The sequence below is a fragment of the Pseudomonas rustica genome, from assembly GCF_018336155.1.
GTDB classification, from domain to species: Bacteria; Pseudomonadota; Gammaproteobacteria; order Pseudomonadales; family Pseudomonadaceae; genus Aquipseudomonas; species Aquipseudomonas rustica.
On sequence record NZ_JAGYHF010000005.1, the window covers coordinates 468,813 to 490,580 of the forward strand.

At 59.4% G+C, this 21,768-nt stretch carries 17 protein-coding genes and 1 pseudogene; 4 read left to right on the forward strand and 14 right to left on the reverse strand.

The annotated features are described in order from the left end of the window. Window positions 1-50 precede the first annotated feature (50 nt). Window positions 51-707, reverse strand: a complete 657-nt coding sequence (locus tag KFS80_RS12340; RefSeq protein WP_212544950.1) for a hypothetical protein — start codon at window positions 705-707, stop codon at window positions 51-53. Window positions 708-950: 243 nt separating this feature from the next. On the opposite strand from KFS80_RS12340, the gene KFS80_RS12345 reads away from it, so the two are divergent. Together KFS80_RS12345 and KFS80_RS12350 are read left to right on the forward strand one after the other, a co-directional pair. Further along, window positions 951-1,769 (forward strand): hypothetical protein, encoded by an 819-nt coding sequence (locus KFS80_RS12345; RefSeq protein WP_212544951.1) that lies wholly within the window; start codon window positions 951-953, stop codon window positions 1,767-1,769. A gap of 52 nt (window positions 1,770-1,821) precedes the next feature. Further along, window positions 1,822-2,505, forward strand: a complete 684-nt coding sequence (locus KFS80_RS12350; RefSeq protein WP_212544952.1) for a hypothetical protein — start codon at window positions 1,822-1,824, stop codon at window positions 2,503-2,505. Window positions 2,506-2,540: 35 nt separating this feature from the next. On the opposite strand, the gene KFS80_RS12355 is transcribed toward KFS80_RS12350, so the two are convergent. The 13 genes and pseudogenes from KFS80_RS12355 to gcbA all read right to left on the reverse strand — a co-directional run bounded on the left by KFS80_RS12355 (window position 2,541) and on the right by gcbA (window position 19,404). Continuing rightward, window positions 2,541-3,137 carry a MarC family protein gene (locus KFS80_RS12355; RefSeq protein ID WP_159813521.1) on the reverse strand — a complete coding sequence of 199 codons (597 nt, stop codon included), beginning with the start codon at window positions 3,135-3,137 and terminating at the stop codon, window positions 2,541-2,543. A 47-nt stretch (window positions 3,138-3,184) separates the two neighbouring features. After that, window positions 3,185-5,962 (reverse strand): hybrid sensor histidine kinase/response regulator, encoded by a 2,778-nt coding sequence (locus tag KFS80_RS12360; protein ID WP_053116900.1) that lies wholly within the window; start codon window positions 5,960-5,962, stop codon window positions 3,185-3,187. A 99-nt stretch (window positions 5,963-6,061) separates the two neighbouring features. Next, window positions 6,062-7,357: a phosphoribosylamine--glycine ligase gene (gene purD / locus KFS80_RS12365; protein WP_212544953.1), complete on the reverse strand. Its 1,296-nt coding sequence runs from the start codon at window positions 7,355-7,357 to the stop codon at window positions 6,062-6,064. 149 nt (window positions 7,358-7,506) lie between these two features. Then, window positions 7,507-9,114: a bifunctional phosphoribosylaminoimidazolecarboxamide formyltransferase/IMP cyclohydrolase gene (purH, locus tag KFS80_RS12370; RefSeq protein WP_212544954.1), complete on the reverse strand. Its 1,608-nt coding sequence runs from the start codon at window positions 9,112-9,114 to the stop codon at window positions 7,507-7,509. An 83-nt stretch (window positions 9,115-9,197) separates the two neighbouring features. Further along, window positions 9,198-9,518 carry a DNA-binding transcriptional regulator Fis gene (fis, locus tag KFS80_RS12375; protein ID WP_003221275.1) on the reverse strand — a complete coding sequence of 107 codons (321 nt, stop codon included), beginning with the start codon at window positions 9,516-9,518 and terminating at the stop codon, window positions 9,198-9,200. After that, window positions 9,515-10,525, reverse strand: a complete 1,011-nt coding sequence (gene dusB / locus KFS80_RS12380) for a tRNA dihydrouridine synthase DusB (protein WP_212544955.1) — start codon at window positions 10,523-10,525, stop codon at window positions 9,515-9,517. Before dusB ends, fis begins: the two co-directional genes overlap by 4 nt. Before the next feature lie 185 nt (window positions 10,526-10,710). After that, the gene (locus KFS80_RS12385) at window positions 10,711-12,006 is read right to left on the reverse strand and encodes a DUF3426 domain-containing protein (protein WP_212544956.1); all 1,296 of its coding nucleotides are present in this window, start codon (window positions 12,004-12,006) and stop codon (window positions 10,711-10,713) included. Between the two features lie 30 nt (window positions 12,007-12,036). Further along, complete coding sequence (gene prmA / locus KFS80_RS12390) at window positions 12,037-12,915, reverse strand: 50S ribosomal protein L11 methyltransferase (protein WP_053116905.1); 879 nt, start codon at window positions 12,913-12,915, stop codon at window positions 12,037-12,039. 237 nt (window positions 12,916-13,152) lie between these two features. Next, the gene (accC, locus tag KFS80_RS12395; protein WP_102899385.1) at window positions 13,153-14,511 is read right to left on the reverse strand and encodes an acetyl-CoA carboxylase biotin carboxylase subunit; all 1,359 of its coding nucleotides are present in this window, start codon (window positions 14,509-14,511) and stop codon (window positions 13,153-13,155) included. A 17-nt stretch (window positions 14,512-14,528) separates the two neighbouring features. After that, entirely contained in the window at window positions 14,529-14,987 is a 459-nt protein-coding gene (accB, locus tag KFS80_RS12400; RefSeq protein WP_008078186.1) for an acetyl-CoA carboxylase biotin carboxyl carrier protein, read from the reverse strand. Window positions 14,988-15,035: 48 nt separating this feature from the next. After that, the gene (gene aroQ, locus KFS80_RS12405; protein ID WP_008078187.1) at window positions 15,036-15,488 is read right to left on the reverse strand and encodes a type II 3-dehydroquinate dehydratase; all 453 of its coding nucleotides are present in this window, start codon (window positions 15,486-15,488) and stop codon (window positions 15,036-15,038) included. A gap of 247 nt (window positions 15,489-15,735) precedes the next feature. Next, window positions 15,736-16,242 (reverse strand): annotated as a pseudogene (locus tag KFS80_RS27315) (methyl-accepting chemotaxis protein); the annotation flags it as partial. Window positions 16,243-17,733: 1,491 nt separating this feature from the next. Then, window positions 17,734-19,404 carry a diguanylate cyclase GcbA gene (gcbA, locus tag KFS80_RS12415; RefSeq protein WP_212544958.1) on the reverse strand — a complete coding sequence of 557 codons (1,671 nt, stop codon included), beginning with the start codon at window positions 19,402-19,404 and terminating at the stop codon, window positions 17,734-17,736. Between the two features lie 435 nt (window positions 19,405-19,839). Here gcbA and KFS80_RS12420 point away from each other — a divergent pair, with 435 nt between their 5' ends. Continuing rightward, window positions 19,840-20,907 (forward strand): DUF2333 family protein, encoded by a 1,068-nt coding sequence (locus KFS80_RS12420; RefSeq protein ID WP_053116908.1) that lies wholly within the window; start codon window positions 19,840-19,842, stop codon window positions 20,905-20,907. A gap of 3 nt (window positions 20,908-20,910) precedes the next feature. Continuing rightward, window positions 20,911-21,468, forward strand: coding sequence for an NUDIX hydrolase (locus tag KFS80_RS12425; protein WP_053116909.1), 558 nt, complete (start codon window positions 20,911-20,913; stop codon window positions 21,466-21,468). Window positions 21,469-21,768 lie beyond the last annotated feature (300 nt).

The following is a 21,768-nucleotide window of genomic DNA, read 5'->3' on the forward strand; positions in this document are numbered from 1 at the left end:
TGCGTGCCCCGGTTTGGCCAGCGCCGCCAAACCGGGTTTTCCTGGCCGGTTTATGAGCGTTTCTTGCGCAAGGCAAAGCGCTGTGCAGTCAGTTTTTTGCGTAAAACTTCAAATAGACGCATTTTTTGTTCATCAAGGATATTTCGATCAAGAACAAAAAAAGCCTTGCGTTGAAGGAGGGTCGTCGAGGTCTCCTCCCACTTCCAGAATAGAAACTTGCTTTGCTTCACTTTGCTGATCAGTTCGAGTTGGAAGACCGCCAGATGAAGATTTCCTTTGGAATCATAATGAGTGGGGGCCACTTGAAAGCGCCGCCCCATGGAACTCTCTTTATCGAATGAAACCAGGGCCGTCTCGTCCGAACTCAATGCGTCTAAGGTATCAATCATCGCGTTTCCCTGAGGGCGGCCATTGAATAATTCAATATTTTGCACCAAATGATCGGCGATGGTCCCGGAGATATTGTGTTGTTGGGTCTCTGTATATCGCCCCCCGTCCAAGGCTTTCCATCCAAAATATTGCAGGTTGGAATAGTACTCTTGAGCCCACTCCAGAGAATCGCCAAAACGACTGGTACTTCTTTCGGAGAGCATTGTTACGATGCGAGTGCAATCCGTCAGATAGTCATAATCTTCTATCGGCAGGCTTCCGATGAGCGAGATCAAGTTGTGGTTTTCGAGGATGCCCGTTGGTGTTTCGTTGTTCATTGTTTTCTCTTAAGGATTAGATTCTGTTCGGTGTGGTGGCTGTTTGTCGTGGTTGATATTGGCAAGTATTACTGGCTCTGGCTTGAAGTTGTTGTGAGAAATTATTTGTTGGTTGTGTTGGCGTTCTAGGGTGGTTAATAACATTGTGAATTAACGTGATGTTGTTGGTTTTTGTTTGATGGGTTAGTTTCGTTTTACGCTGTCACTTCGATGCGTTATTAATCAAAAGGAGTTTGAGTTTTTATGGAATGCAAGATTTCGTGTAAAGAAAGCAACGCACTGGTCAAGGCACGTATTGGCAAACGCCAGTCGCTGCCTGTGGAAGTTTTCCGTAGCGCCCGTGTGCAGGCGTTCGGCGCCGTGGATTCAAACAGCCCGACCAAGGATCTGGACGCTATCGTATTGGCCAATACCCTGGTGGGTTACGGTGACAATATCTCTCTGGAGAACATGGCGATCATCGAAAACATCATCAAGTTCTCCAAGCTTGAAGCCAACTTTGAAGTTCCTGGGAACGAGCCTGAAGCGTGGTACCGCGCCTTTGTACAATGCATGGAAGATGCCGGCTGCTTCGTGGCCGACTCCGGTTATTCGGTATACAAGAAAAGCACCCAGCAACTGACCATGGATAATATTGTGGTTGATATTGTCAAGGCCGGCATCGCGGCAGCCAAAGCGGCCATTCCGGGGGCAACAGTGCTCTCGGCAATTACCGACTCGACCCTGGATGCCTTGAAGAAAGAGCCGGAAGCTATCAATCTGCTGAACCGTGAAGTGACCAAGGATAAAGGTGTTCGGCTTGCGGTAATGCCGTGCGATCAACTAAAGAATGGAATTATCCTGACGTCGCTGTCGTCGATCGACAGTGTGGGCGGCGGGAATGAAACTTCGCCGTTGTTTTTCAACTGGAAAACAACCAATCGCAGCATCTTTCGCGGCAGTGCCTACATTACTTTCAATCCGTTGCGTTATGCAGACTTGAAAGGCGATCTTGAAGAGTACCTGGGCGAGCACTTCAAGGCCGCACTGAGCAAACGCTTCCAGCGCCGTAAAACCAAGTAATCCGTAGAGACAGGCTGCCGGCACTATCGCCGGCAGTTATCGGAGCAAATAGATGAACTACTCGGTTTATGTCAATGCGGGCGTGCTTCTGGTGGTATCCAGCGCCTTGCCGTCGACGATCAAACAGGATGTGCTGGACACGTTGGCATTTGCCCGGCTGGCGGCTGACGAAGATGTGCCGCAGGGCGTGCAGGATTCACGGTGGTTCGACATCTACTCGGGGATCCTGTCGGCCTGTGGCTGGAGTTTTTTCGCCGAGCAGCAGACTGATCTAGCCCTTTTGGGGCCGGAGTCGACTATTTCAGGCCAGGACGAAATGCTCGAGTTGGCTGAAACCCATTTGCCTTCCGGGCAGGGGCTGTTGATCTCGGCGGCTTTGCGCAGGCTGGCGTCAGCCTCCAGCGATGCGGTGCTGATGCAAAGCCTCAAGTGTCATTGCTTGTCCGCAGAGGCCGGGAGCGTGCGGTTCAGGGCAATGGCCGGGGTGGTCGAGGCGGGTGGTTTTCTCGGCATGGTGTCCGTGTCATTCGACACGCAAAGCAAAATTGACCCGTGTTATTGGGAGAGTGGGGCTGCGCGGCACACGCCCGTCGGCAACGTCATTCGCCGTGGTTATTCGGCCCGTTTCAATCAGGCTTTATACGACGAATTCAGAGCCGACACGCGGGAGTGGCTGGCGGCTGAGTTACATCCACCCTCGATCGAGATCGGCCCGTTGTTCAGCGAAAAGCACTGACCTGTCGCGTGACGACACACCTCGACGTTCGGGGCTTATGGCACCAGGTAGCCTTTGACCCCGGTGAAGATGATTTGCGCGGCCAGCGCACAGACAAACAGGCCCATCAAACGGCTGACGATCTGCAGACCCTGATCGCCGAGAATTCTCTCGATCCGGTTCGACAGGTACAGCACCACGCCGACGGTGAAACTGGCCAGCACAATACTCAGAATTGCCGTGAGCTTGTCGTCCCAGTGCGGCTGGCTCACGCCCATCACCAGCAAGGCACCGATGGTGCCGGGGCCGACGGTGATCGGAATGGTCAGCGGCACGATTGTCACGTCTTGCTGGACATTATCGGCCTGCACCGCCGATTTACCCTGTGCCATGCCCAGTGCCGAGATAAACAGCACGCTGCCGGCGCCGATGCGGAACGCATCCACGGTAATGCCGAAGACATCGAAAATCACTCGCCCGAACAGGTACAGCAAGACGCTGGAAATCAGCGTGGCGGCGGCGACTTTCCAGGCCAGGCGCCGTTGTTCCTTGCGCGAGTAGCCACGGGTCAGAGTAATGAAGCACGACAACACGAAGAACGGGCTGTAAAGCACCAGCATCTTCAGGTAAACGCTGAACAACACGTGGAGCATGGCGCTGGCTCACTGGCGAGGGTAGTCGTGGGGGAGTCTAACAGGCGTTACGACGGTTGGGTTGTGGCGCGATTCTGCTGATCACGCTCAGCCACCCAATGCTCGATCAACTCACGCAACTGCGACAACTCCACCGGTTTGGACATGTGCCCGTCCATGCCGGCCTGACGCGCGCGCTCTTTGTGTTCGGCAAGAATGTGCGCGGTCAGCGCGACGATTGGCGTGCGGATGCGCTGATTGCTGACTTCCCAGGCGCGTAACTGCTGGGTCGCTGAGAAGCCATCGAGAATCGGCATTTCGCAGTCCATCAACACCAGATCGTAACGCTGCGCTTTCATCGCTTGCAGGGCTTCTTCGCCGTTGCTGGCAGTGTCCGGTTGCAGGTTGAGTTTGCCGAGCATGCCGCGAATCACTTTGGTCGAAATCGTGTTGTCTTCGGCGACGAGGATGCGGAAATCGCTCGGCACTTTCGCCGCCGTGGCCGCGGTGACCACTTGCGGCTGGAACACCACCTGACCTTTGTTGCGCTGGTTGAGTTCGTCCGCCAGCGTGGTCTTGAGGGTGTAGCCGGCCACCGGTTTTGCCAGAATGCGTTTGATCCCCGAGTTGCGCGCGATGATCTTGCTCGGCGCGTTGCTGATGCCGGTGAGCATGATCAGCAGAATGTCGTGATTGAGGCTCGGGTCTTCCTTGATCTTCGCCGCGAGCTGCATGCCGGTCATGCCGGGCATGTTCTGATCGAGCAAAACCACATCGAAATAATCGCGCAGGTGCGCTTTGGTGCGCAGCAGGGCCAGCGCTTCCTTGCCCGACGGCACGGCGCTGACATTCAAGCCCCAGGCGCTGCATTGCTGCACCAGCACTTTGCGGCAGGTGTCGTTGTCGTCGACCACCAGTACGCGCGCGCCTTGCAGTGGACTGTCGAGATCGGAGGTCGGGTGTTCGAGACGATCCGGATCCAGCGGCAAAGTCAGCCACAACGTGCTGCCCTGCGTGGCGCCGCTCTTGATGCCGAATTCACCCTGCATCAAACGAATCAGTTGCCGCGCGATGACCAGCCCGAGATTGCCGCCCAGACGATTCGCCGAGAGGAAGTGTTTGCTGTGCAGTTCGGCGTGCATCAGCGCATCGCGTTCTTCCTGCTCCATCGGCGCGCCGCTGTCCTGCACGGCGATGCGCAGACGCGGTTTGGTGCTGCGCTCGTCGAGGGCGACGACGATCAGCACTTCGCCTTCTTCGGTTTTCTTCAGGGCGTTTTCCAGCAGGCTGAGCAAGGTCTGGCGCAGGCGCGTCGGATCGCCACTGATGACGCGCGGGACTTGCGGCTGGATGAAACTGATCAGTTCGACGTTCTGCTGTTCGGCCTTGGCGCGGTAGATGCTCAGGCAATCGTCGATCAACGCATTGAGATCGAACTGCACATCGTCCAGTTCGATCTGCCCCGACTCGAGTTTGGAGATGTCGAGAATCTCGTTGATCAACGTCAGCAGTTCGTTGCCGGCGCTGTGGATGGTCTGCACGTAGTCACGTTGCTTGACCGACAGCGGCGTGCCGAGCAGCAGTTCGGTCATGCCCAGTACACCGTTCATCGGTGTGCGGATTTCGTGGCTGATCTTGGCGAGGAATTCGGCTTTGGCGTTGATCTCGGCGTTGCTTGCGGCGAGGTCGCGGCTGACGCTGAAACGGCTTTCGGTGATGCTGCGCTGACGCTCGCCGAGGGCGATGCTCATCAACAGACCGCTGACGCAGATGAACGCCATCAGCGTCATGATCAAGCCTTGCGGCGACACCAGTGTCAGCCCCAGCAGCGCCGGCAAAATAATCAGCGTGCCGATGTTGAACACCACCATGGCCGCCACGAACAGACGCGCCGGGCGATAACCTTTTTGCCAGTGATAAACGCCGACGAACAACATGCTCAGACCGGCGAGTGCCACCAATGCGTAGGTGATGATGTTCAGCGGCAGTGTATTGACGAACAACAGCAGCAGGCTGCAGATGACAATGAACAGGATGTCGGCCATCAGCAGCTTGTTCAGCGGGTGCGGGCCGAGCGGGCCAAAGAAGCGATAAGCAAACATCAAACCGGCGGGTGCGGTCAGCAGCAGCGCCAGATAAGCGCCCGGTGTCTGGATCGCGTGCCAGTTCGGCAGCCAGGGCCCGAGCAGATTGAGCAGGAGCAACAGGCTCAGGCCCAGCAGACCTTCGCAAACCGCCAGCCACAAGCTGCTGCGTGAACGCGAATAGCTGTAACGCACCACGTTATGCAGCAGGAGCATGGCGAGGCAGCCGAACAGCAAACCGAAAATCAGCGAATGGTTTTGATTGGCCGCGCTCATCACGGCCGATTGCAGGGTGATGTGCGGACGCAATTGATGGTCGGAGACCATCCGCAAATAAACGTCGAGGGGTTTGTCGCTTTGCGGCAGGGCGAGCATGAAGTCGCTGCTGGGCAACGGTCGTTCGGCCTGCGGTTGCTCGGTGCCGGTGTTGCGTTGCTCGATCAACTGGTCGCCGTCGAGCACGTACAGATTGAGCTGCGAGAGGTCGGGGGCAAAGATGCGCAGCACTTGTTCGTGCTTGCCCGGCGCCAGTCTGAAGCGCAGCCACAGTGCGCCATCGGGCTCGGACGCGGTGAGGCGCTCAAGGTCGATGGGGCTGAATTGATTGGTGTAGCGAGCGGAGCGGATGTCGCTCAGTTGCAGATTGCCCTGATCGTCGAGCAATACCGACCAGCCACTGCCTTGTGCGGCCTGGGCCGGAAGCATGCAGAGCAAGGTCAGCATCGTGACGGTGAAGCTTATGGCAATCCTGAGCCAGCGCACGGCGAAATCCCTTCGTAGGTTGATGCCAGAATATAACGATGCGCCGCGGCGGAACAGCCCGGCGAGGAACGGTATCCCTCGCCGGACTTGATGAACAGCTTATTCCTGGGTTTCGCCACGTTCACGGGCAATGGCGCGGTAGCCAATGTCCTTGCGGTAGAAGCTGCCGTCCCAGTCGATGGCCGCTGCCAGCTTGTACGCTTGCTGCTGCGCTTCACCGACGCTTGCGCCCATCGCAGTGGCGCAGAGTACGCGACCACCGGCGGTAACAACCTGGCCATCCTTCAGCGCAGTACCGGCGTGGAAGACTTTGCCTTCCAGCTTCGCCGCTGCGTCGAGACCGTTGATCGCCGCGCCCTTGGCGTAGTCGCCCGGGTAGCCGCCAGCGGCCAGTACGATGCCGACGCTCGGGCGTGGATCCCACTGTGCTTCAACCTTGTCCAGCGCTTGCGCCAGAGCGGCTTCGACCAACAGCACCAGGCTCGATTGCAGACGCAGCATCACCGGTTGGGTTTCCGGGTCGCCGAAACGGCAGTTGAACTCGATGACTTTCGGGTTACCGGCCTTGTCGATCATCAGACCGGCATAAAGGAAACCGGTGTAGACGTTGCCTTCCTCAGCCATGCCGCGCACGGTCGGCCAGATCACCAGATCCATCACGCGCTTGTGCACGTCGGCGGTGACCACCGGGGCAGGGGAGTAAGCACCCATGCCGCCCGTGTTCGGGCCGCTGTCGCCGTCGCCCACACGTTTGTGATCCTGGCTGGTGGCCATCGGCAGCACGTTTTTGCCGTCGACCATGACGATGAACGACGCTTCTTCGCCGTCGAGGAACTCTTCGATCACCACGCGCGAACCGGCGTCACCGAAAGCGTTGCCAGCGAGCATGTCGCGCACGGCGTCTTCGGCTTCGGCCAGGGTCATGGCGACGATCACGCCTTTACCGGCGGCCAGGCCATCGGCCTTGATCACGATCGGTGCGCCTTTTTCACGCAGATAAGCCAGGGCCGGCTCGATCTCGGTGAAGTTCTGGTAATCGGCGGTCGGGATCTTGTGACGGGCGAGGAAATCCTTGGTGAAGGCTTTCGAGCCTTCCAGCTGTGCAGCGCCGGCAGTCGGGCCGAAGCAATCCAGACCACGCGAGCGGAACAGGTCAACGACGCCAGCCACCAGCGGCACTTCCGGGCCGACGATAGTCAGCGAAACGTTTTTCTCGGCGAAGTCGGCCAGTTGCTCAAGGGCCAGCACGTCGATGGCGACGTTCTCGCACTTGGCTTCAATGGCGGTGCCAGCGTTGCCCGGTGCAACAAAAACCTTCTGCACGCGCGGATCCTGAGCCACTTTCCAGGCCAGAGCGTGTTCACGGCCACCGCTGCCAATGATCAAAACATTCATTTCAAAAACCTCGGATGACGCTAATTCTGTGGGGGCTGATCGTTCCCACGCTCTGCGTGGGAATGCCTCTACGGACGCTCTGCGTCCAAGGGACGCGGAGCGTCCCGGGCTGCGTGCCCACGCAGAGCATGGGTACGATCAAGCAATAATCAGTGACGGAAGTGGCGCATGCCGGTGAACACCATAGCGATGCCGGCTTCGTCAGCGGCGGCAATCACTTCAGCGTCACGCATCGAGCCGCCCGGCTGGATCACCGCAGTGATACCGACCTTGGCCGCGTTATCCAGACCGTCGCGGAACGGGAAGAACGCGTCCGAGGCCATCACCGAACCGGCGACTTGCAGACCAGCGTGCTCAGCCTTGATCGCAGCGATACGCGCCGAGTTTACGCGGCTCATCTGGCCCGCGCCGACACCGATGGTCTGACGGTTCTTGGCGTAGACGATGGCGTTGGACTTAACGTACTTGGCAACTTTCCAGGCGAAGATCAGGTCGTGGATTTCCTGCTCGGTCGGCGCACGTTTGGTCACGACTTTCAGGTCATCGGCGCTGATCATGCCGATGTCGCGGCTCTGTACCAGCAGGCCGCCGTTGACGCGCTTGTAGTCCCACGCTGCAGCGCGTTCAGCCGACCACTCGCCGCAGGCCAGCAGGCGCACGTTGGCTTTGGCCGCAACAATGGCGCGGGCTTCTTCGCTGACGCTTGGGGCGATGATCACTTCAACGAACTGACGCTCGACGATCGCCTTGGCGGTCTCGGCATCCAGTTCACGGTTGAAGGCGATGATGCCGCCGAACGCCGACTCGGTGTCGGTGGCGTAGGCCAGTTCGTAGGCCTGACGGATGCCGCCTTCAGCGTCCGGGCTGACGGCCACGCCGCACGGGTTGGCGTGCTTGACGATGACGCAGGCGGGTTTGACGAAGCTCTTCACGCATTCCAGCGCGGCGTCGGTGTCGGCCACGTTGTTGTACGAGAGTTCTTTGCCTTGCAGTTGGGTCGCGGTGGCGATGCCGACTTCGGCGGGTTTGGCTTCAACGTAGAACGCCGCGCTCTGGTGCGGGTTCTCGCCGTAGCGCATTTCCTGGGCCTTGATGAACTGGCTGTTGAAGGTGCGCGGGAATTCGCTGCGGCCTTCGGTGCTCAGGGTTTCAGCGGCCTGATTCACGGTGCCCATGTAGTTGGCGATCATGCCGTCGTAGGCAGCGGTGTGTTCGAAGGCTTTGAGCATCAGATCGAAGCGCTGAGCGTAGGTCAGGCCACCGGCCTTGAGGCCTTCCAGCACGCTGGCGTAATCGCTGGCATTCACCACGATCGCGACGTCTTTGTGGTTTTTCGCTGCCGAACGCACCATGGTCGGGCCGCCGATATCGATGTTTTCGATCGCGGTCGGCAGGTCGCAACCTGGCTTGTTGATGGTGGCTTCGAACGGGTAGAGGTTAACGGCAACCAGATCGATCGGCTTGATGCCGTGCTCGTTCATGATCGCGTCATCGATACCGCGACGACCGAGGATGCCGCCGTGGATTTTCGGGTGCAGGGTTTTCACCCGACCGTCCATCATCTCGGCGAAACCGGTGTAATCCGCGACTTCCACTGCGGCAACACCGTTGTCGCGCAGCAGCTTGAACGTTCCGCCGGTGGAGAGGATCTCGACGCCCAGAGCTTCAAGCTCCTTGGCGAATTCGAGGATCCCGGTCTTGTCGGAAACGCTGATCAAGGCGCGGCGGATCGGCAGGCGGGTAGTCTGGTCGGTCATCTCAATTTCCATCAAAAGCAAAGGAAGTCAGCAAAAAAGGCGACCGTTTTTTACGCGGGCGCCTTTCTGGTTTGATTGAATGCTTACAGCAGATCGTACTGCTTGAGTTTCTTGCGCAGCGTGCCTCGGTTGAGACCGAGCAGCTCGCTGGCCTTGGTCTGGTTGCCCTTGACGTAATTCATCACGCTTTCGAGCAGGGGCGCCTCGACTTCGGAGAGCACCAGGTTGTACACATCCGTGACGGACGCGCCCTCAAGGTGGGCGAAATAATTGTGCAGCGCCTTCTCGACACTCCCGCGAAGGGTCTGACCTTCTTCGCTCGGGGTATTGAGGTGCTGTTTCAAATTCACGTTGTCGCTCACGGGTGCTGTTCCACTCACTAAAGTCTCGGTCATCATCGTCATGCGGCCACCCCTTCTTCGTCCCCTGTCAGGCTCTTGTAATGCTCGGCGAAGAACTCCCGAACATTGGCGCATTGTGTTTCCGTACCATCCAAACGATTGAAGTGGGCGCGAAACTCCTTGGCGCCCGGCAAGGTTGCGAGATACCAGCCCACATGCTTGCGCGCAATGCGCACGCCCATCACATCCCCATAGAAAGCGTGAAGTGCGGCCAGATGCTCTAGCAGTATGTGTTCCACTTCGATCAACTGCGGCGCCGGCAATTTCTCGCCCGTGCGCAGGTAATGATCGATCTCGCGAAAAATCCATGGCCGCCCTTGGGCGGCGCGGCCTACCAACAGGCCATCGGCTCCGGTCGCGTCGAGCACGAAACGGGCCTTCTCCGGCGAATCGATGTCGCCATTGGCAAACACCGGAATCGACACGGCCTTCTTGATCGCGGCAATCGTGTCGTATTCGGCTTCACCTTTGTACAGATCGGCGCGAGTGCGGCCATGCACTGCCAGCGCGGTGATCCCGGCCTGCTCGGCGATCTTCGCCACGGTCAGACCGTTCTTGTTGTCGCGATCCCAACCGGTGCGGATCTTCAGGGTGACCGGCACATCAACCGCAGCCACAACGGCCTGCAGGATCTCGGTCACCAGTGCTTCATCTTTCAACAACGCGGAACCGGCGGCCTTGTTGCAGACCTTCTTTGCCGGGCAACCCATGTTGATATCAATAATCTGTGCGCCCAGCTCAACGTTGGCCCGGGCGGCATCCGCAAGCATCTGCGCATCGCCACCGGCAATCTGTACCGAGCGTGGCTCGGGATCGCCTTCGTGGATCATGCGCATGCGCGACTTGCGGGTGTTCCACAAGCTCATGTCGCTGGTGACCATTTCCGAGACTACAAGCCCTGCGCCCAAACGCTTGCACAGCTGACGAAAGGGCTGATCGGTGACGCCCGCCATCGGGGCGAGAATCAAGCCGTTCTGCAATATGTATGGGCCGATGCGTACCGCCGACATAGGACTTCCCTGAAGTGGGGCCGGATCATGAGAGTTCGAAAAAGGGTTGGCATGATACCCGCTCTCGATGACTGGATAAAGGCTGAATTGAACAAAATCTGAACAGTTATTCTGTTATTGCCAGCGGTTTGGTTGCGCGCCGCTCAGTCAGAAAACTGCCGTCAATCGAGAAACGGTGAAGCGATTCACTCGGGCGAGTGAAAACTCAGGCTGTAATTCACCGCTTTCGGGCCTGGATCGAGAATATCCAGCGCAATGTGGATCGGCGTCTGTGGTGGCATTTCGGCCAAGCCTTCGAGATCGCCGCTCAGGTATTCGCCGGGTTTGAACCGACGACTGGCAATCAAGTGACCATTGAGGTCGGCGAAACGCAGTTCCAGCAGCGGAAACGGCTGCGAGAACGTCGCTCGGTTATAGATGATCGCGTCGACCACCAAGGCACCGCTGAACTCCGGATGGCTGCGCACCACCAGATTGCTGCTTTTAATGCGGGCGATGTCGACTTTCGACGGCACGGTGCAGCCGATCTGCGGGCAGATCTCCTGGAACCATGGCCGGTATTGATCCTGTCGCGCCAGTTCGTCGAAATGGTAAGCAACGTACTGCGCGCCGAGACCGCTCGCCGCCAGCAGCACCAACAACAGCCAAAGCATCCGCCGGCCCCACGGCGAGCGGCGTTTCTGCCAGTCGAGTTGCAGTGGGTCGTCGGTCAGATCCTGCAGGACTTCGGCGCGCACGCCGGGGTCTGCGCGGTCACGCTTTTTGCGTAACGGGGTGATCGTTGGCAGGTCGTCGTCTTCGCTGTCGTCGCTGGCGGAAAAACGTTCGCGACGGGCGTTCGGATCGATCGGGTCGTGCAGGCGCAATTGCGGGATGGCCGGCTCGTCGTCGAGATCCACCGGTTCCAGCGACAACGAAGGCTCGGTGCGCGCGGATTTCACCGGCTCGATGTCGACAACTTCTGGCTCGTGTTCTTCGTGCTCTTCGTGCTCTTCGTGTTCGGCGGCGTGCTCATCGGCGCGTTCGCTGAAAAGAGTATCGCGCCAGACCGTTTCATCAGGCTCAGGGCTGTCGCGGCGAGCACTCAGGGAATCTTCGCGTTGACGACCGAATTCGGTGGTCGGCTGGATTTCCCGTTGTTCGAGGCGGGCGAGTTCTTCGTCCAGATCGAGGCTGTCGAGGTCAAGCTCGGACGCGCTCCACTGTTTTTGGCTGATGGCGCGCGGTGCGGGCGGCTCGATGATGGGCGGCGGATCGATAACGGGCGCGGCCTCGACAATCGGCGCAGGCTCGACAATCGATGGCGCGACCGGCGTCACCGCGTCCTTGCCGGCGTGTTGTTCCAGCAGCTGTTTGGCCGCGTTGAACACTTGCAGGCAGGAGCCGCAGCGAACCACCCCGCGGGCCACGCTCAATTGAGCATGGCTGACACGGAAACTGGTTTGGCAATGCGGGCACTGGGTGACGAAGCTGTCGGTCATGCGGCGATCCGGATTGTGCAGGCGGTCATATTAGCGCCGACGGCCGGTGATGCGCACCCAGCCATCGCGATTGGCGATCGGGTCGAGGTCGAAATCCTGCGCGTAAGCGGCGGCGACTTCATCACCTTGCTCGGCAAGAATGCCCGACAACGCCAGACGGCCACCGGATTTCACCAGGCTGGACAGTTGCGGCGCCAGCGAAACCAGCGGGCCGGCGAGAATATTGGCGACCAGCACATCGGCTTGCACCTGCGGCAGATCTTCCGGCAGGTACAGCGGGAACAGTTCATCAGCGATGTTGTTGCGCCCGGCGTTGTCGCGCGATGCTTCCAGCGCCTGCACGTCGATGTCGGTGCCGACCGCTTCTTTCGCGCCGAGCAGCAGGGCGGCAATGGCCAGAATCCCCGAGCCGCAGCCAAAATCGAGCACGTTGCAGTCTTTCAGATCCTGGCCGTCGAGCCATTCCAGGCACAGTGCGGTGGTCGGGTGGGTGCCGGTGCCGAAGGCCAGGCCCGGATCGAGCAGCAGATTGACCGCGTCAGGCTCCGGCGCGGCGTGCCAGCTCGGCACAATCCACAGACGCTGACCGAAACGCATCGGCTCAAAACCGTCCATCCAGCTGCGTTCCCAATCCTGATCTTCGATGACTTCGCTGTGATGCTCGGGCAGCGGGCTGCCGGTCAGCAGTTCGAGATGGGCCAGAACCGGTGCCGGTTCGGTGCCGCCTTCGAACAGCGCCAACAGATGCGTGTGCGCCCACAGCGGGGTGGTATTGAGTTCCGGTTCGAAGATCGGCTGATCTTCGGCGTCCATGAAGGTCACCGACACGGCGCCGACTTCAAGGAAAGCGTCTTCGTAGGTTTCGGCTTGTTCCGGGCTGATGGCGAGACGTACTTGCAGCCAAGGCATGGCGGGCACCTTTGAAAAATATTGATTGCAGCCTAGCGGCCGGCGAGAAGCGCGCAAGTTTACGCGAGCGCGCGGCAGAACACGAACATGGTTGAAGATCAAAAGATCGCAGCCTGCAGCAGCTCCTACGCTGAAATGCGATCCCCTGTAGGAGCTGCCGCAGGCTGCGATCTTTTGACTTTGCTGCAGAAACAACAAAGCCGCCCGAAGGCGGCTTTGTCTGGTGCGGGCTGAAGCTTAGTGCTTCTCGCCAGCCAGCTTGTGCTCGAGGTAGTGAATGTTCACGCCGCCCTTGCAGAAGCCTTCGTCACGAACCAGATCACGGTGCAGCGGGATGTTGGTCTTGATCCCGTCAACCACGATTTCGTCCAGGGCATTGCGCATGCGGGCCATGGCTTCGTCGCGGGTCGCGCCGTAAGTGATCAGCTTGCCGATCAGCGAGTCGTAGTTCGGTGGAACGGCATAGCCACTGTACAGGTGCGAATCGACGCGAACGCCGTTGCCGCCTGGAGCGTGGAAATGCTTGACCGTACCCGGGCTCGGCATAAAGGTTTTCGGGTCTTCAGCGTTGATCCGGCATTCCAGCGAGTGACCGCGTATGACCACATCATCCTGAGTGAACGACAGCTTGTTGCCAGCGGCGATGCTGAGCATCTCCTTGACGATGTCGATGCCGGTGACCATTTCCGAAACCGGGTGCTCCACCTGAACACGGGTGTTCATTTCGATGAAGTAGAAACGACCGTTCTCGTACAGGAACTCGAAAGTACCCGCGCCGCGGTAACCGATGTCGATGCACGCCTTGACGCAGCGAGCCAGTACTTCTTCGCGAGCCTTCTCGTCGATGCCCGGTGCCGGCGCTTCTTCGAGAACTTTCTGGTGACGACGTTGCAGCGAGCAATCGCGGTCGCCCAGGTGGATCGCGTGGCCCTGGCCATCGGACAGCACCTGAACTTCGACGTGACGCGGGTTGGTCAGGAATTTTTCCAGATACACCATCGGGTTGCCGAACGCCGCGCCAGCTTCGGTGCGGGTCAGCTTGGCGAAGGCGATCAGGTCTTCTTCCTTGTGCACCACGCGCATGCCGCGACCACCACCGCCGCCAGCGGCTTTGATGATCACCGGATAGCCGACCTCACGACCAATGCGCAGCGCCGTTTCTTCGTCTTCCGGCAGAGGGCCGTCGGAACCTGGAACGGTAGGAACGCCCGCTTCGATCATCGCGTGCTTGGCCGATACCTTGTCGCCCATCAGGCGAATGGTGTCGGCTTTCGGGCCAATGAAAGCGAAGCCGGAGTTCTCGACTTGCTCGGCAAAATCGGCGTTTTCCGCGAGGAAACCGTAGCCTGGGTGAATGGCGGTAGCGCCAGTCACTTCAGCGGCAGCGATGATGGCCGGGATGTGCAGGTAGGACTGAGCGGCAGACGCCGGGCCGATGCAGACGGATTCGTCTGCCAGACCCAGGTGCATCAGCTCTTTGTCGGCCTTGGAGTAAACGGCGACGGTCTTGATGCCCATCTCTTTGCAGGCACGCAGAATCCGCAGGGCGATCTCACCGCGGTTCGCGATCAGAACTTTTTCCAACTTCGCAGTCATCAAAGGCTCTCCGCAGTTCAAACGATGGTGAACAGCGGTTGGTCGTACTCAACCGGCTGGCCGTCTTCGACGAGGATGGACTCGATCACACCGCTGGTTTCAGCTTCGATGTGGTTCATCATCTTCATGGCTTCGACGATGCACAGAGTGTCGCCTTTCTTCACGGTCTGGCCGACTTCAACGAAGGCAGGCGAGGCTGGCGAAGATTTACGGTAGAACGTGCCGACCATCGGCGAACGGGCAACAGTGCCGTTCAGCGCTGGCGCAGCAGCGGCAACCGGGGCTGCAGCCGCTACCGGAGCAGCAACAGGTGCGGCAGCCGGTGCTTGCATCGGAGCCGGCGCGTAATACTGCTGAGCCGGGGTTTTGCTGTGACGGCTGATGCGTACGGACTCTTCGCCTTCCTTGATCTCGAGCTCGTCGATGCCGGACTCTTCCAGCAATTCGATCAATTTCTTAACTTTACGGATATCCATGAATCATCAACTCCCAAGGGTCGGTCAGGGGCGCTTAACGCTTGTATTTCAAGTCGTTGCCGGTGTTTCAAGCTGTTCTAGTGCAGCCTCCAGGGCCAGTCGGTAACCGCTGGCGCCAAGGCCGCAGATCACTCCCACCGCTACGTCGGAGAAGTAAGAGTGATGGCGGAAAGGTTCGCGTTTGTGCACGTTGGACAAATGCACTTCGATGAATGGGATGCTCACTCCCAGCAGCGCGTCACGTAATGCGACACTTGTGTGTGTAAAAGCTGCTGGATTGATCAGGATGAAATCCACACCTTCGCCGCGCGCGGCGTGGATCCGGTCGATCAATTCGTACTCGGCATTGCTTTGCAGATAGAGCAGATGATGGCCGGCTTCACGGGCGCGGCGCTCCAGATCCTGATTGATCTGCGCCAGGGTCGTGGAACCGTAAGTACCGGGTTCGCGGGTGCCGAGCAGGTTCAGGTTGGGGCCGTGCAGCACCAGTAGGGTTGCCATCTGCGTGTCCTTGTTATGGGTGAGCAATGTTCAGAACCCGGCGACTATGCCGCAAAGACTTTGTGACTGTCCAGTTCTATGCAATAGCCAGCACGATGGGCGATGTTTGCGCAAAATATGTGACCGGGGGTCTGGATCCGGTCATTTGTGGCAATCCTTGTAGGAGCTGCCGAAGGCTGCGATCTTTTGATTTTCAGGTGCAAGATCAAAAGATCGCAGCCTTCGGCAGCTCCTACAGGGATTTTTGTCAGACGCGGAAGGCCTGAACGGCTGTATGCAGCTGGCCGCCGAGAACCAGCAGATTTTCGCCCTGTTCGCGACCTCGGCCGATCCGCAGCAAGTTATCCCCACCCAACTGATGAATCCGCTCACTGTGATCGCGAATCTCACTGACCGCGCCACTCTGCTGCGCCGTAACCTCAGCAATGCGCACCGCCGTGTCGGAAATCGTCTGAATCGCGCCAACAATTTTATCCAGCGCCCCGTCCGCTGCTTGTGCCTGACTGGCCGTGGCTTCGGCGTGTTCGACCTGCGCGCGCATGCCTTCGACCGATTGCCGCGCCGCCGTTTGCAGGCCGGCAATCAACGTCTGAATCTCCGCCGTGGCCCCGGCTGTCCGCTGCGCCAGCGAACGCACTTCCTCGGCGACCACTGCAAAACCGCGACCCATTTCCCCGGCCCGCGCCGCTTCAATCGCCGCGTTCAGCGCGAGCAAATTGGTCTGATCGGCAATCGAGCGAATCACCGTCAGCACGCCACCGATGGTCGCCGACTCCTCAGCCAGATGCTCGATCATCTGCGCGTTGCCTTGCACTTCGCCAACCAAGGCGTGCAGCCCGGTCAAGCTCTGGCCAATCACGGTTTGGCCATGTTCGACGGCCAGTCCGGCATGACGGCTGGCATCGGCTGCCTGTCGCGCGTCCCCGGCCACTTGTTGAATCGTCGCCTCCAGTTCGCCGAGGGAATCGCGGATCAGCGCGGTGTCGCCGGCCTGATGCTCGGCGCCGCTGTGCAGGTCGTTGCTCAGTTCGGCGAGGGTGCGGCTGCTGCCCGCGACCTGCTCGGCGTTGCCGCGAATCGTCCCGACCAGATCCACCAGATAGGCGCGCAAGCGATTGAGCGAAGCCTCGATGTCATGCAGTTCGCGGTTGGTTTTGCCCAGATGAATGTCGCGGCTGAAATCGCCTTCAGCCCAGGTCGACAGCGCTGGAGCGAGGTTGGTCAGAGTGCGCGAGAGGCGGCGCTGCAAGGTGTCGATCAGCAGCGCGATCAACAAAATCAGGCCGATCATCACGCCCTGCATCAGGCGCACTTCACCCTGAATCTGCCCGTGTTGCGCACGCACCACCGGCTCGAGTCCGGCGATGGCCTGCTGCACGGCGGCGATTTTCTGGTGGGTGGCGGCGCTGAGATCACTGCGCTTCTGGATCTGCTCGCGGGTGCGCGCCAGCTCTGCCGGATAACGACCGAGCAGGCTGTTGAGTTCGCGTTTGAGGCCGACGCCAGCATCTTCGGCGACGGCTTTTTCAGTGTTCTCGATGCCCATCATCGCGGCGAAATCGTCGCTGCCGGATTCACTTTTCGCAACCACGCCGAGCAAGGGCAGGGCATCAATCGCTTGCGCCTGCGTGCTGATATTGCTGACTTCACGCTCAACGTCCGCCGCCAATTCACTGCGACCGCTGCTGACCAGTTTGTCCCGCGCCAGCGACAATTTGCCGAGATGTTGCGAGGCGGCAAGCAGCGGCGTCAGGTAACCCGAGTTGCCGTTGGCGTAGGTGCTGAGTTGCTCAAGGCTGGCGCTCAATTCGCGCTCGGCCTGCAACAGCAAGGCCTGCGGATCACCGGCCAGTTTGCCGGCGGCGAGCAGATCGGTTTTGCTGAATTCATCCAGCTCCGCCAGGCTCGGGCGCAGCGTATCGGCCAGCGCCGGCGGCAGTTCGCCGAGTTCTTTGTGCAAGCCATCGATGGCCTGACTGGCGGCGCTCAGGCGCAAGGCGTCGCCGCTGGCGAGGTAGTCCTCGACGTTGCGCGCCACCTCGTTCTGAAATTGCTGCGACAACCCCAAATACCGCTCCATCAATAGATACGGGCGTTCCAGGGCTTTTTGCGACCACCACAGCGTGGCGCCGAGTGCGACACACACGGCGACCAGCAGCAGGGTATTGAGATTGGTGAGCAACTTCAGGCGCATGACGGCTACCAACGGCAGAAATGGTAAGCGCCTGAATTTATTGCGGTTCTGTTACAGGGTTATGACCGAATCAGTGGAATCTGATGAAAAGGTGGCACTTTGCTTTGATTCCCGCGCCGACTGCACGCGATTGCGTCCGGCACCCTTGGCGCGGTACAGCGCCTCGTCGGCCTGGCTGGCCATCATCAGGCTGTCGCAGTCGTCGTGCATTTCCACCACGCCGGCGCTGAAGGTGCACCACAAATCCTGCGGTTGTGCCGGGTAATGGATCTCGGCGAAGCGCTGACGGATTTCGTCGAGCACTTTATGCGCGGCGTCTATATCGGTGTCGGGCATAACGATGGCGAACTCTTCGCCGCCGTAACGACCGATGAAATCTGTCTTGCGCAAACGCTGCTTGAGGAACAGTGCCAGGCTCTTGATCACGCGGTCGCCCATTGGGTGGCCGTGGCTGTCGTTGACCCGTTTGAAGTGGTCGATGTCGAGCATCGCAAAGCTCAGCGGCTTGCTCTCGCGGCGGGCGCGGAACGAGCAGTCTTCGAGCAATTGCAGAATGTGCGTGTGGTTGTACAGACCGGTGAGGCTGTCGCGCACCATCCGTGCTTTCAGATTGCGCGCACGGGCGGCGCGGTTGCGCACGGTGGTGATCAGGTGGCGCGGCTTGATCGGTTTGGTCAGGAAGTCATCGCCGCCCTCGCTCATCGCGTCGAGCTGTTTGTCCAGATCGTCCTCGGCCGACAGATAAATGATCGGCACGCTGACATAACGGTCGTTGTGGCGAATCACTTTGGCCAGCTCGGTGCCGGTGCAGGCCGGCATGTACATGTCGAGGATGATCAGATCCGGCTGGAAATCGGCCAGTTCGGCCATCGCCTGAATCGGTTCGATCAGCGTGCGTGTGACGATGCCGGCGCTGTTGAGCAAGCGCTCGGTGTGCAGGGCCTGCGCACGCGAGTCGTCGATGATCAGCACTTTATAAGGTTCGTATTGGGCGACGCAGGTGAGGACTTCGATCTTCTCCAGCAGGCTCGACGCTTCGAGGGTGCCGGTGAGGAATTCCTGGCCGCCGGCGCGCACGGCGGCGAGACGGGTCGGGGTGTCGGTTTCGTGCAGGCTGAAGAACAGCAGCGGCAGCGGTTCATCCAGACCGACCTGCGCTTCGGCGGCGAGTTTCAGGCCGATGCCGGCACCGCTGAAGTCCACGTCCATGACGATGGCGGCAGGCAAGCGCTCGACCATCGACGAACGAAAGGCTGCCACGCTGTCCAGCGCCTGCGCGCTGAGACCGAAAAATTCCAGTTGTTTGGCCAGCCGCTCGGCGCGGTCGTGATCCTGCAGCATCACGTAGATTGGCTTGCGCAGCGGCGGCAGGAAGGTCTGGTCAAGTTGATCGCCATGACGCAGGCCGGTGCGCGACAAACGCTGCATCAAACGATTGAGGTCGGTGATCAGACCGCTGCTGAGACGGCCGCGATTGGCATCCACTGCTTGCAGCGATTGACTGATGTGGTGCGCCAGTTGCGTGTGTTCGGGCTGTTCGAAGCGCTCGGCAAAACGCAGCAGGCGCAAGTTCGCCTCGCTCAGTTCGGCGAGGTCGACGGTAGACCACTCACTGCGTTGCAGGCGCTGCCATATCTCAAGAATCTGACGTGCCTGATGAATTACCCGCTGGGCAAAGTGGTGCTTGAGACGCTCACGGCTGGGGTCTTCTGGCTCGGTCATATCCTGACTACTAGTTAGGCTGCATGCTGAGGGCGACTGGTGGCTCTATGCTAGCACCTCTTTTCCCTTACACGAGCGTCGTACTGCAATAATCTGCAATGCGTCATCATTCAGTTTCTGACCGATCGGTTTTGTTTTCGACCTGCTCGTCGGTGAAGTCCCCGTGATCTGGGGGCGTTACAGAGGCAGGGTGATTTTCGGATGAGTTTTTTGCCCACGCTTTTATCATCGCGGTGAATGCGCTTTTCGATTGTTTTCAAGCGCCTGCATGCGGGTGATGGGCGCTCGGGTATCAGGGAAACCCTTAGTTCGGCGCGAAGCGTCATTTGCCCACACGATTTGCGGCTTATCTTTACGCGCGGGTGCCCGGCTCTGGCACGTTGTTGTATGGTTGTGGTCGAACCGTTGAACCCAAGTGATTGAAAGGATATCGCCATGCTGGACTGGAAAAACCGCGCGGGCAGCGCGCCTGAACGTGCCGCCGAGCCCAAGTCGGCCACCCGCAGCTATGTTGGCGGGCTGCTGTTCAGCCGCGCATTGGCCACACTGATCGGCATTTATCTGCTGGTGACCATCGGCCTCGGCTGGTACTGGAGCCAGGAGCCGGCGCTGTTTCCGGTCGCACAAAACGCGCAAGTGGCTGCCGAGAAAGAAGGCAAGCAAATGGTCATCGGCTACACCACGGTCGAAACTCTGAAGACCGTCGCCGGCACCTTGCTCAACAAACCGGGCGGCTACATTTCCAACGACCGCTTCCCGCCGGGCCTGTGGATGGACAACACGCCGAGCTGGGAATACGGCGTGCTGGTTCAGGTGCGTGACCTGACCCGTGCCCTGCGTAAAGACTTCGCCCGTTCGCAATCGCAGTCGGCGGAAGACGCCGATCTGGCCAAGGCCGAGCCGCGTTTCAACTTCGACAACAAGAGCTGGGTTCTGCCTTCCAGCGAGTCCGAGTATCAGGAGGGCATCAACTCGCTGAGCCGTTATCAGGCGCGCCTGTCGGATCCGAGCCAGAAAAACGCACTGTTTTATGCGCGTGCTGACAACCTGAACAACTGGCTGGGCGATGTCGGCACCCGTCTGGGTTCACTGTCGCAACGTCTGTCGGCCAGTGTTGGCCGGGTCAAGCTGAACACCGCGCTGAAAACTGAAACCCCGGCGGTGGGTGAAGTGCCGCAGGTCGATGAGGAAATCGTCGAGACGCCGTGGATGCAGATCGACAACGTCTTCTACGAAGCACGCGGTCAGGCCTGGGCGCTGTCGCACCTGCTGCGCGCTATCGAAGTCGACTTCGCCGATGTGCTGGCGAAGAAGAACGCCACCGTCAGCGTGCGTCAGATTATTCGTGAGCTGGAAGCCTCGCAGGAACCGGTGTGGAGTCCTATGATTCTTAACGGTAGCGGCTTCGGCGTTTTGGCCAACCACTCGCTGGTCATGGCCAACTATATTTCCCGTGCGAACGCTGCTGTGATCGATCTGCGTCAACTGCTTAATCAGGGATGAGTCATGTCCGATAGCGCGAAAGAGGCGGCGCACCGTGCCGCCTCCGATGCCGAACAGATTGCCTGGGTCGACGAGCAGGACAACCTGCTCGGCGCTCTGGTGCGTGCCGATCTGCGCGAACGCGGGCTGATCGGTCGCGGCACTTACATCATGCTGTTCAATTCCGCCGGTGAGCTTTGCGTGCATCGGCGCACCTTGAGCAAGGCGATTTATCCCGGTTACTGGGACGTCGCGGCGGGCGGCATGGTGCAGGCTGACGAGACTTACGCCGAGTCGGCCGCCCGTGAGTTGGAAGAAGAGCTGGGCGTCAGCGGCGTGGAGTTGACCGCTCACGATCATTTCTACTTCGAAGACACTGGCAACCGACTCTGGTGTTCGGCGTTTTCCGCCGTCTGGGACGGCCCGCTGAAACTGCAACCGGAAGAGGTGCTGGAAGCGCGCTTTATTCCGGTCGAGCAGGTCATGCAGGAAATCCGGCAAAAGCCTTACTGCCCGGACTCGCTGGCCGCGTTGAAGCGCTATCTCAAGGCGCAACAAAGCGACGTCGCAAAGAACACATAAATTGGCGCTGATTGGCACTTAGCAATCGGGTTTTTTGCCGTTACACTGCGCGACCTTTTCAAGCTGCACCGAATAGTTTGAGGTTGGCCTGCTGACCCACTGTAGGAGCTGCCAAAGGCTGCGATCTTTTGATCTTGTTTTTCAAGAGCAGGATCAAAAGATCGCAGCCTTCGGCAGCTCCTACAGGTCAGCAGTCTCGTCGCCAAATTCCGGTGCAGTAGCGCTGCCCCTGCCTGAGTGGGGCTTCGCGGTCGATGACCTTGCCCAAGGTCGCGATCAGTCTTTGTCCTCCCAAGAGGA

What these genes read in the sequence shown, in the direction of transcription:
- KFS80_RS12350 (WP_212544952.1), top strand. Translation starts at nt 1,822, where the DNA reads ATGAACTACTCGGTTTATGTCAATGCGGGCGTGCTTCTGGTGGTATCC.
- accB (WP_008078186.1), bottom strand. Translation starts at nt 14,987, where the DNA reads ATGGATATCCGTAAAGTTAAGAAATTGATCGAATTGCTGGAAGAGTCC.
- gcbA (WP_212544958.1), bottom strand. Translation starts at nt 19,404, where the DNA reads ATGACCGAGCCAGAAGACCCCAGCCGTGAGCGTCTCAAGCACCACTTT.
- KFS80_RS12385 (WP_212544956.1), bottom strand. Translation starts at nt 12,006, where the DNA reads ATGACCGACAGCTTCGTCACCCAGTGCCCGCATTGCCAAACCAGTTTC.
- KFS80_RS12345 (WP_212544951.1), top strand. Translation starts at nt 951, where the DNA reads ATGGAATGCAAGATTTCGTGTAAAGAAAGCAACGCACTGGTCAAGGCA.
- purH (WP_212544954.1), bottom strand. Translation starts at nt 9,114, where the DNA reads ATGACCGACCAGACTACCCGCCTGCCGATCCGCCGCGCCTTGATCAGC.
- fis (WP_003221275.1), bottom strand. Translation starts at nt 9,518, where the DNA reads ATGACGATGATGACCGAGACTTTAGTGAGTGGAACAGCACCCGTGAGC.
- aroQ (WP_008078187.1), bottom strand. Translation starts at nt 15,488, where the DNA reads ATGGCAACCCTACTGGTGCTGCACGGCCCCAACCTGAACCTGCTCGGC.
- KFS80_RS12425 (WP_053116909.1), top strand. Translation starts at nt 20,911, where the DNA reads ATGTCCGATAGCGCGAAAGAGGCGGCGCACCGTGCCGCCTCCGATGCC.
- dusB (WP_212544955.1), bottom strand. Translation starts at nt 10,525, where the DNA reads ATGTCGGCGGTACGCATCGGCCCATACATATTGCAGAACGGCTTGATT.
- purD (WP_212544953.1), bottom strand. Translation starts at nt 7,357, where the DNA reads ATGAATGTTTTGATCATTGGCAGCGGTGGCCGTGAACACGCTCTGGCC.
- KFS80_RS12340 (WP_212544950.1), bottom strand. Translation starts at nt 707, where the DNA reads ATGAACAACGAAACACCAACGGGCATCCTCGAAAACCACAACTTGATC.
- KFS80_RS12355 (WP_159813521.1), bottom strand. Translation starts at nt 3,137, where the DNA reads ATGCTCCACGTGTTGTTCAGCGTTTACCTGAAGATGCTGGTGCTTTAC.
- accC (WP_102899385.1), bottom strand. Translation starts at nt 14,511, where the DNA reads ATGACTGCGAAGTTGGAAAAAGTTCTGATCGCGAACCGCGGTGAGATC.
- prmA (WP_053116905.1), bottom strand. Translation starts at nt 12,915, where the DNA reads ATGCCTTGGCTGCAAGTACGTCTCGCCATCAGCCCGGAACAAGCCGAA.
- KFS80_RS12420 (WP_053116908.1), top strand. Translation starts at nt 19,840, where the DNA reads ATGCTGGACTGGAAAAACCGCGCGGGCAGCGCGCCTGAACGTGCCGCC.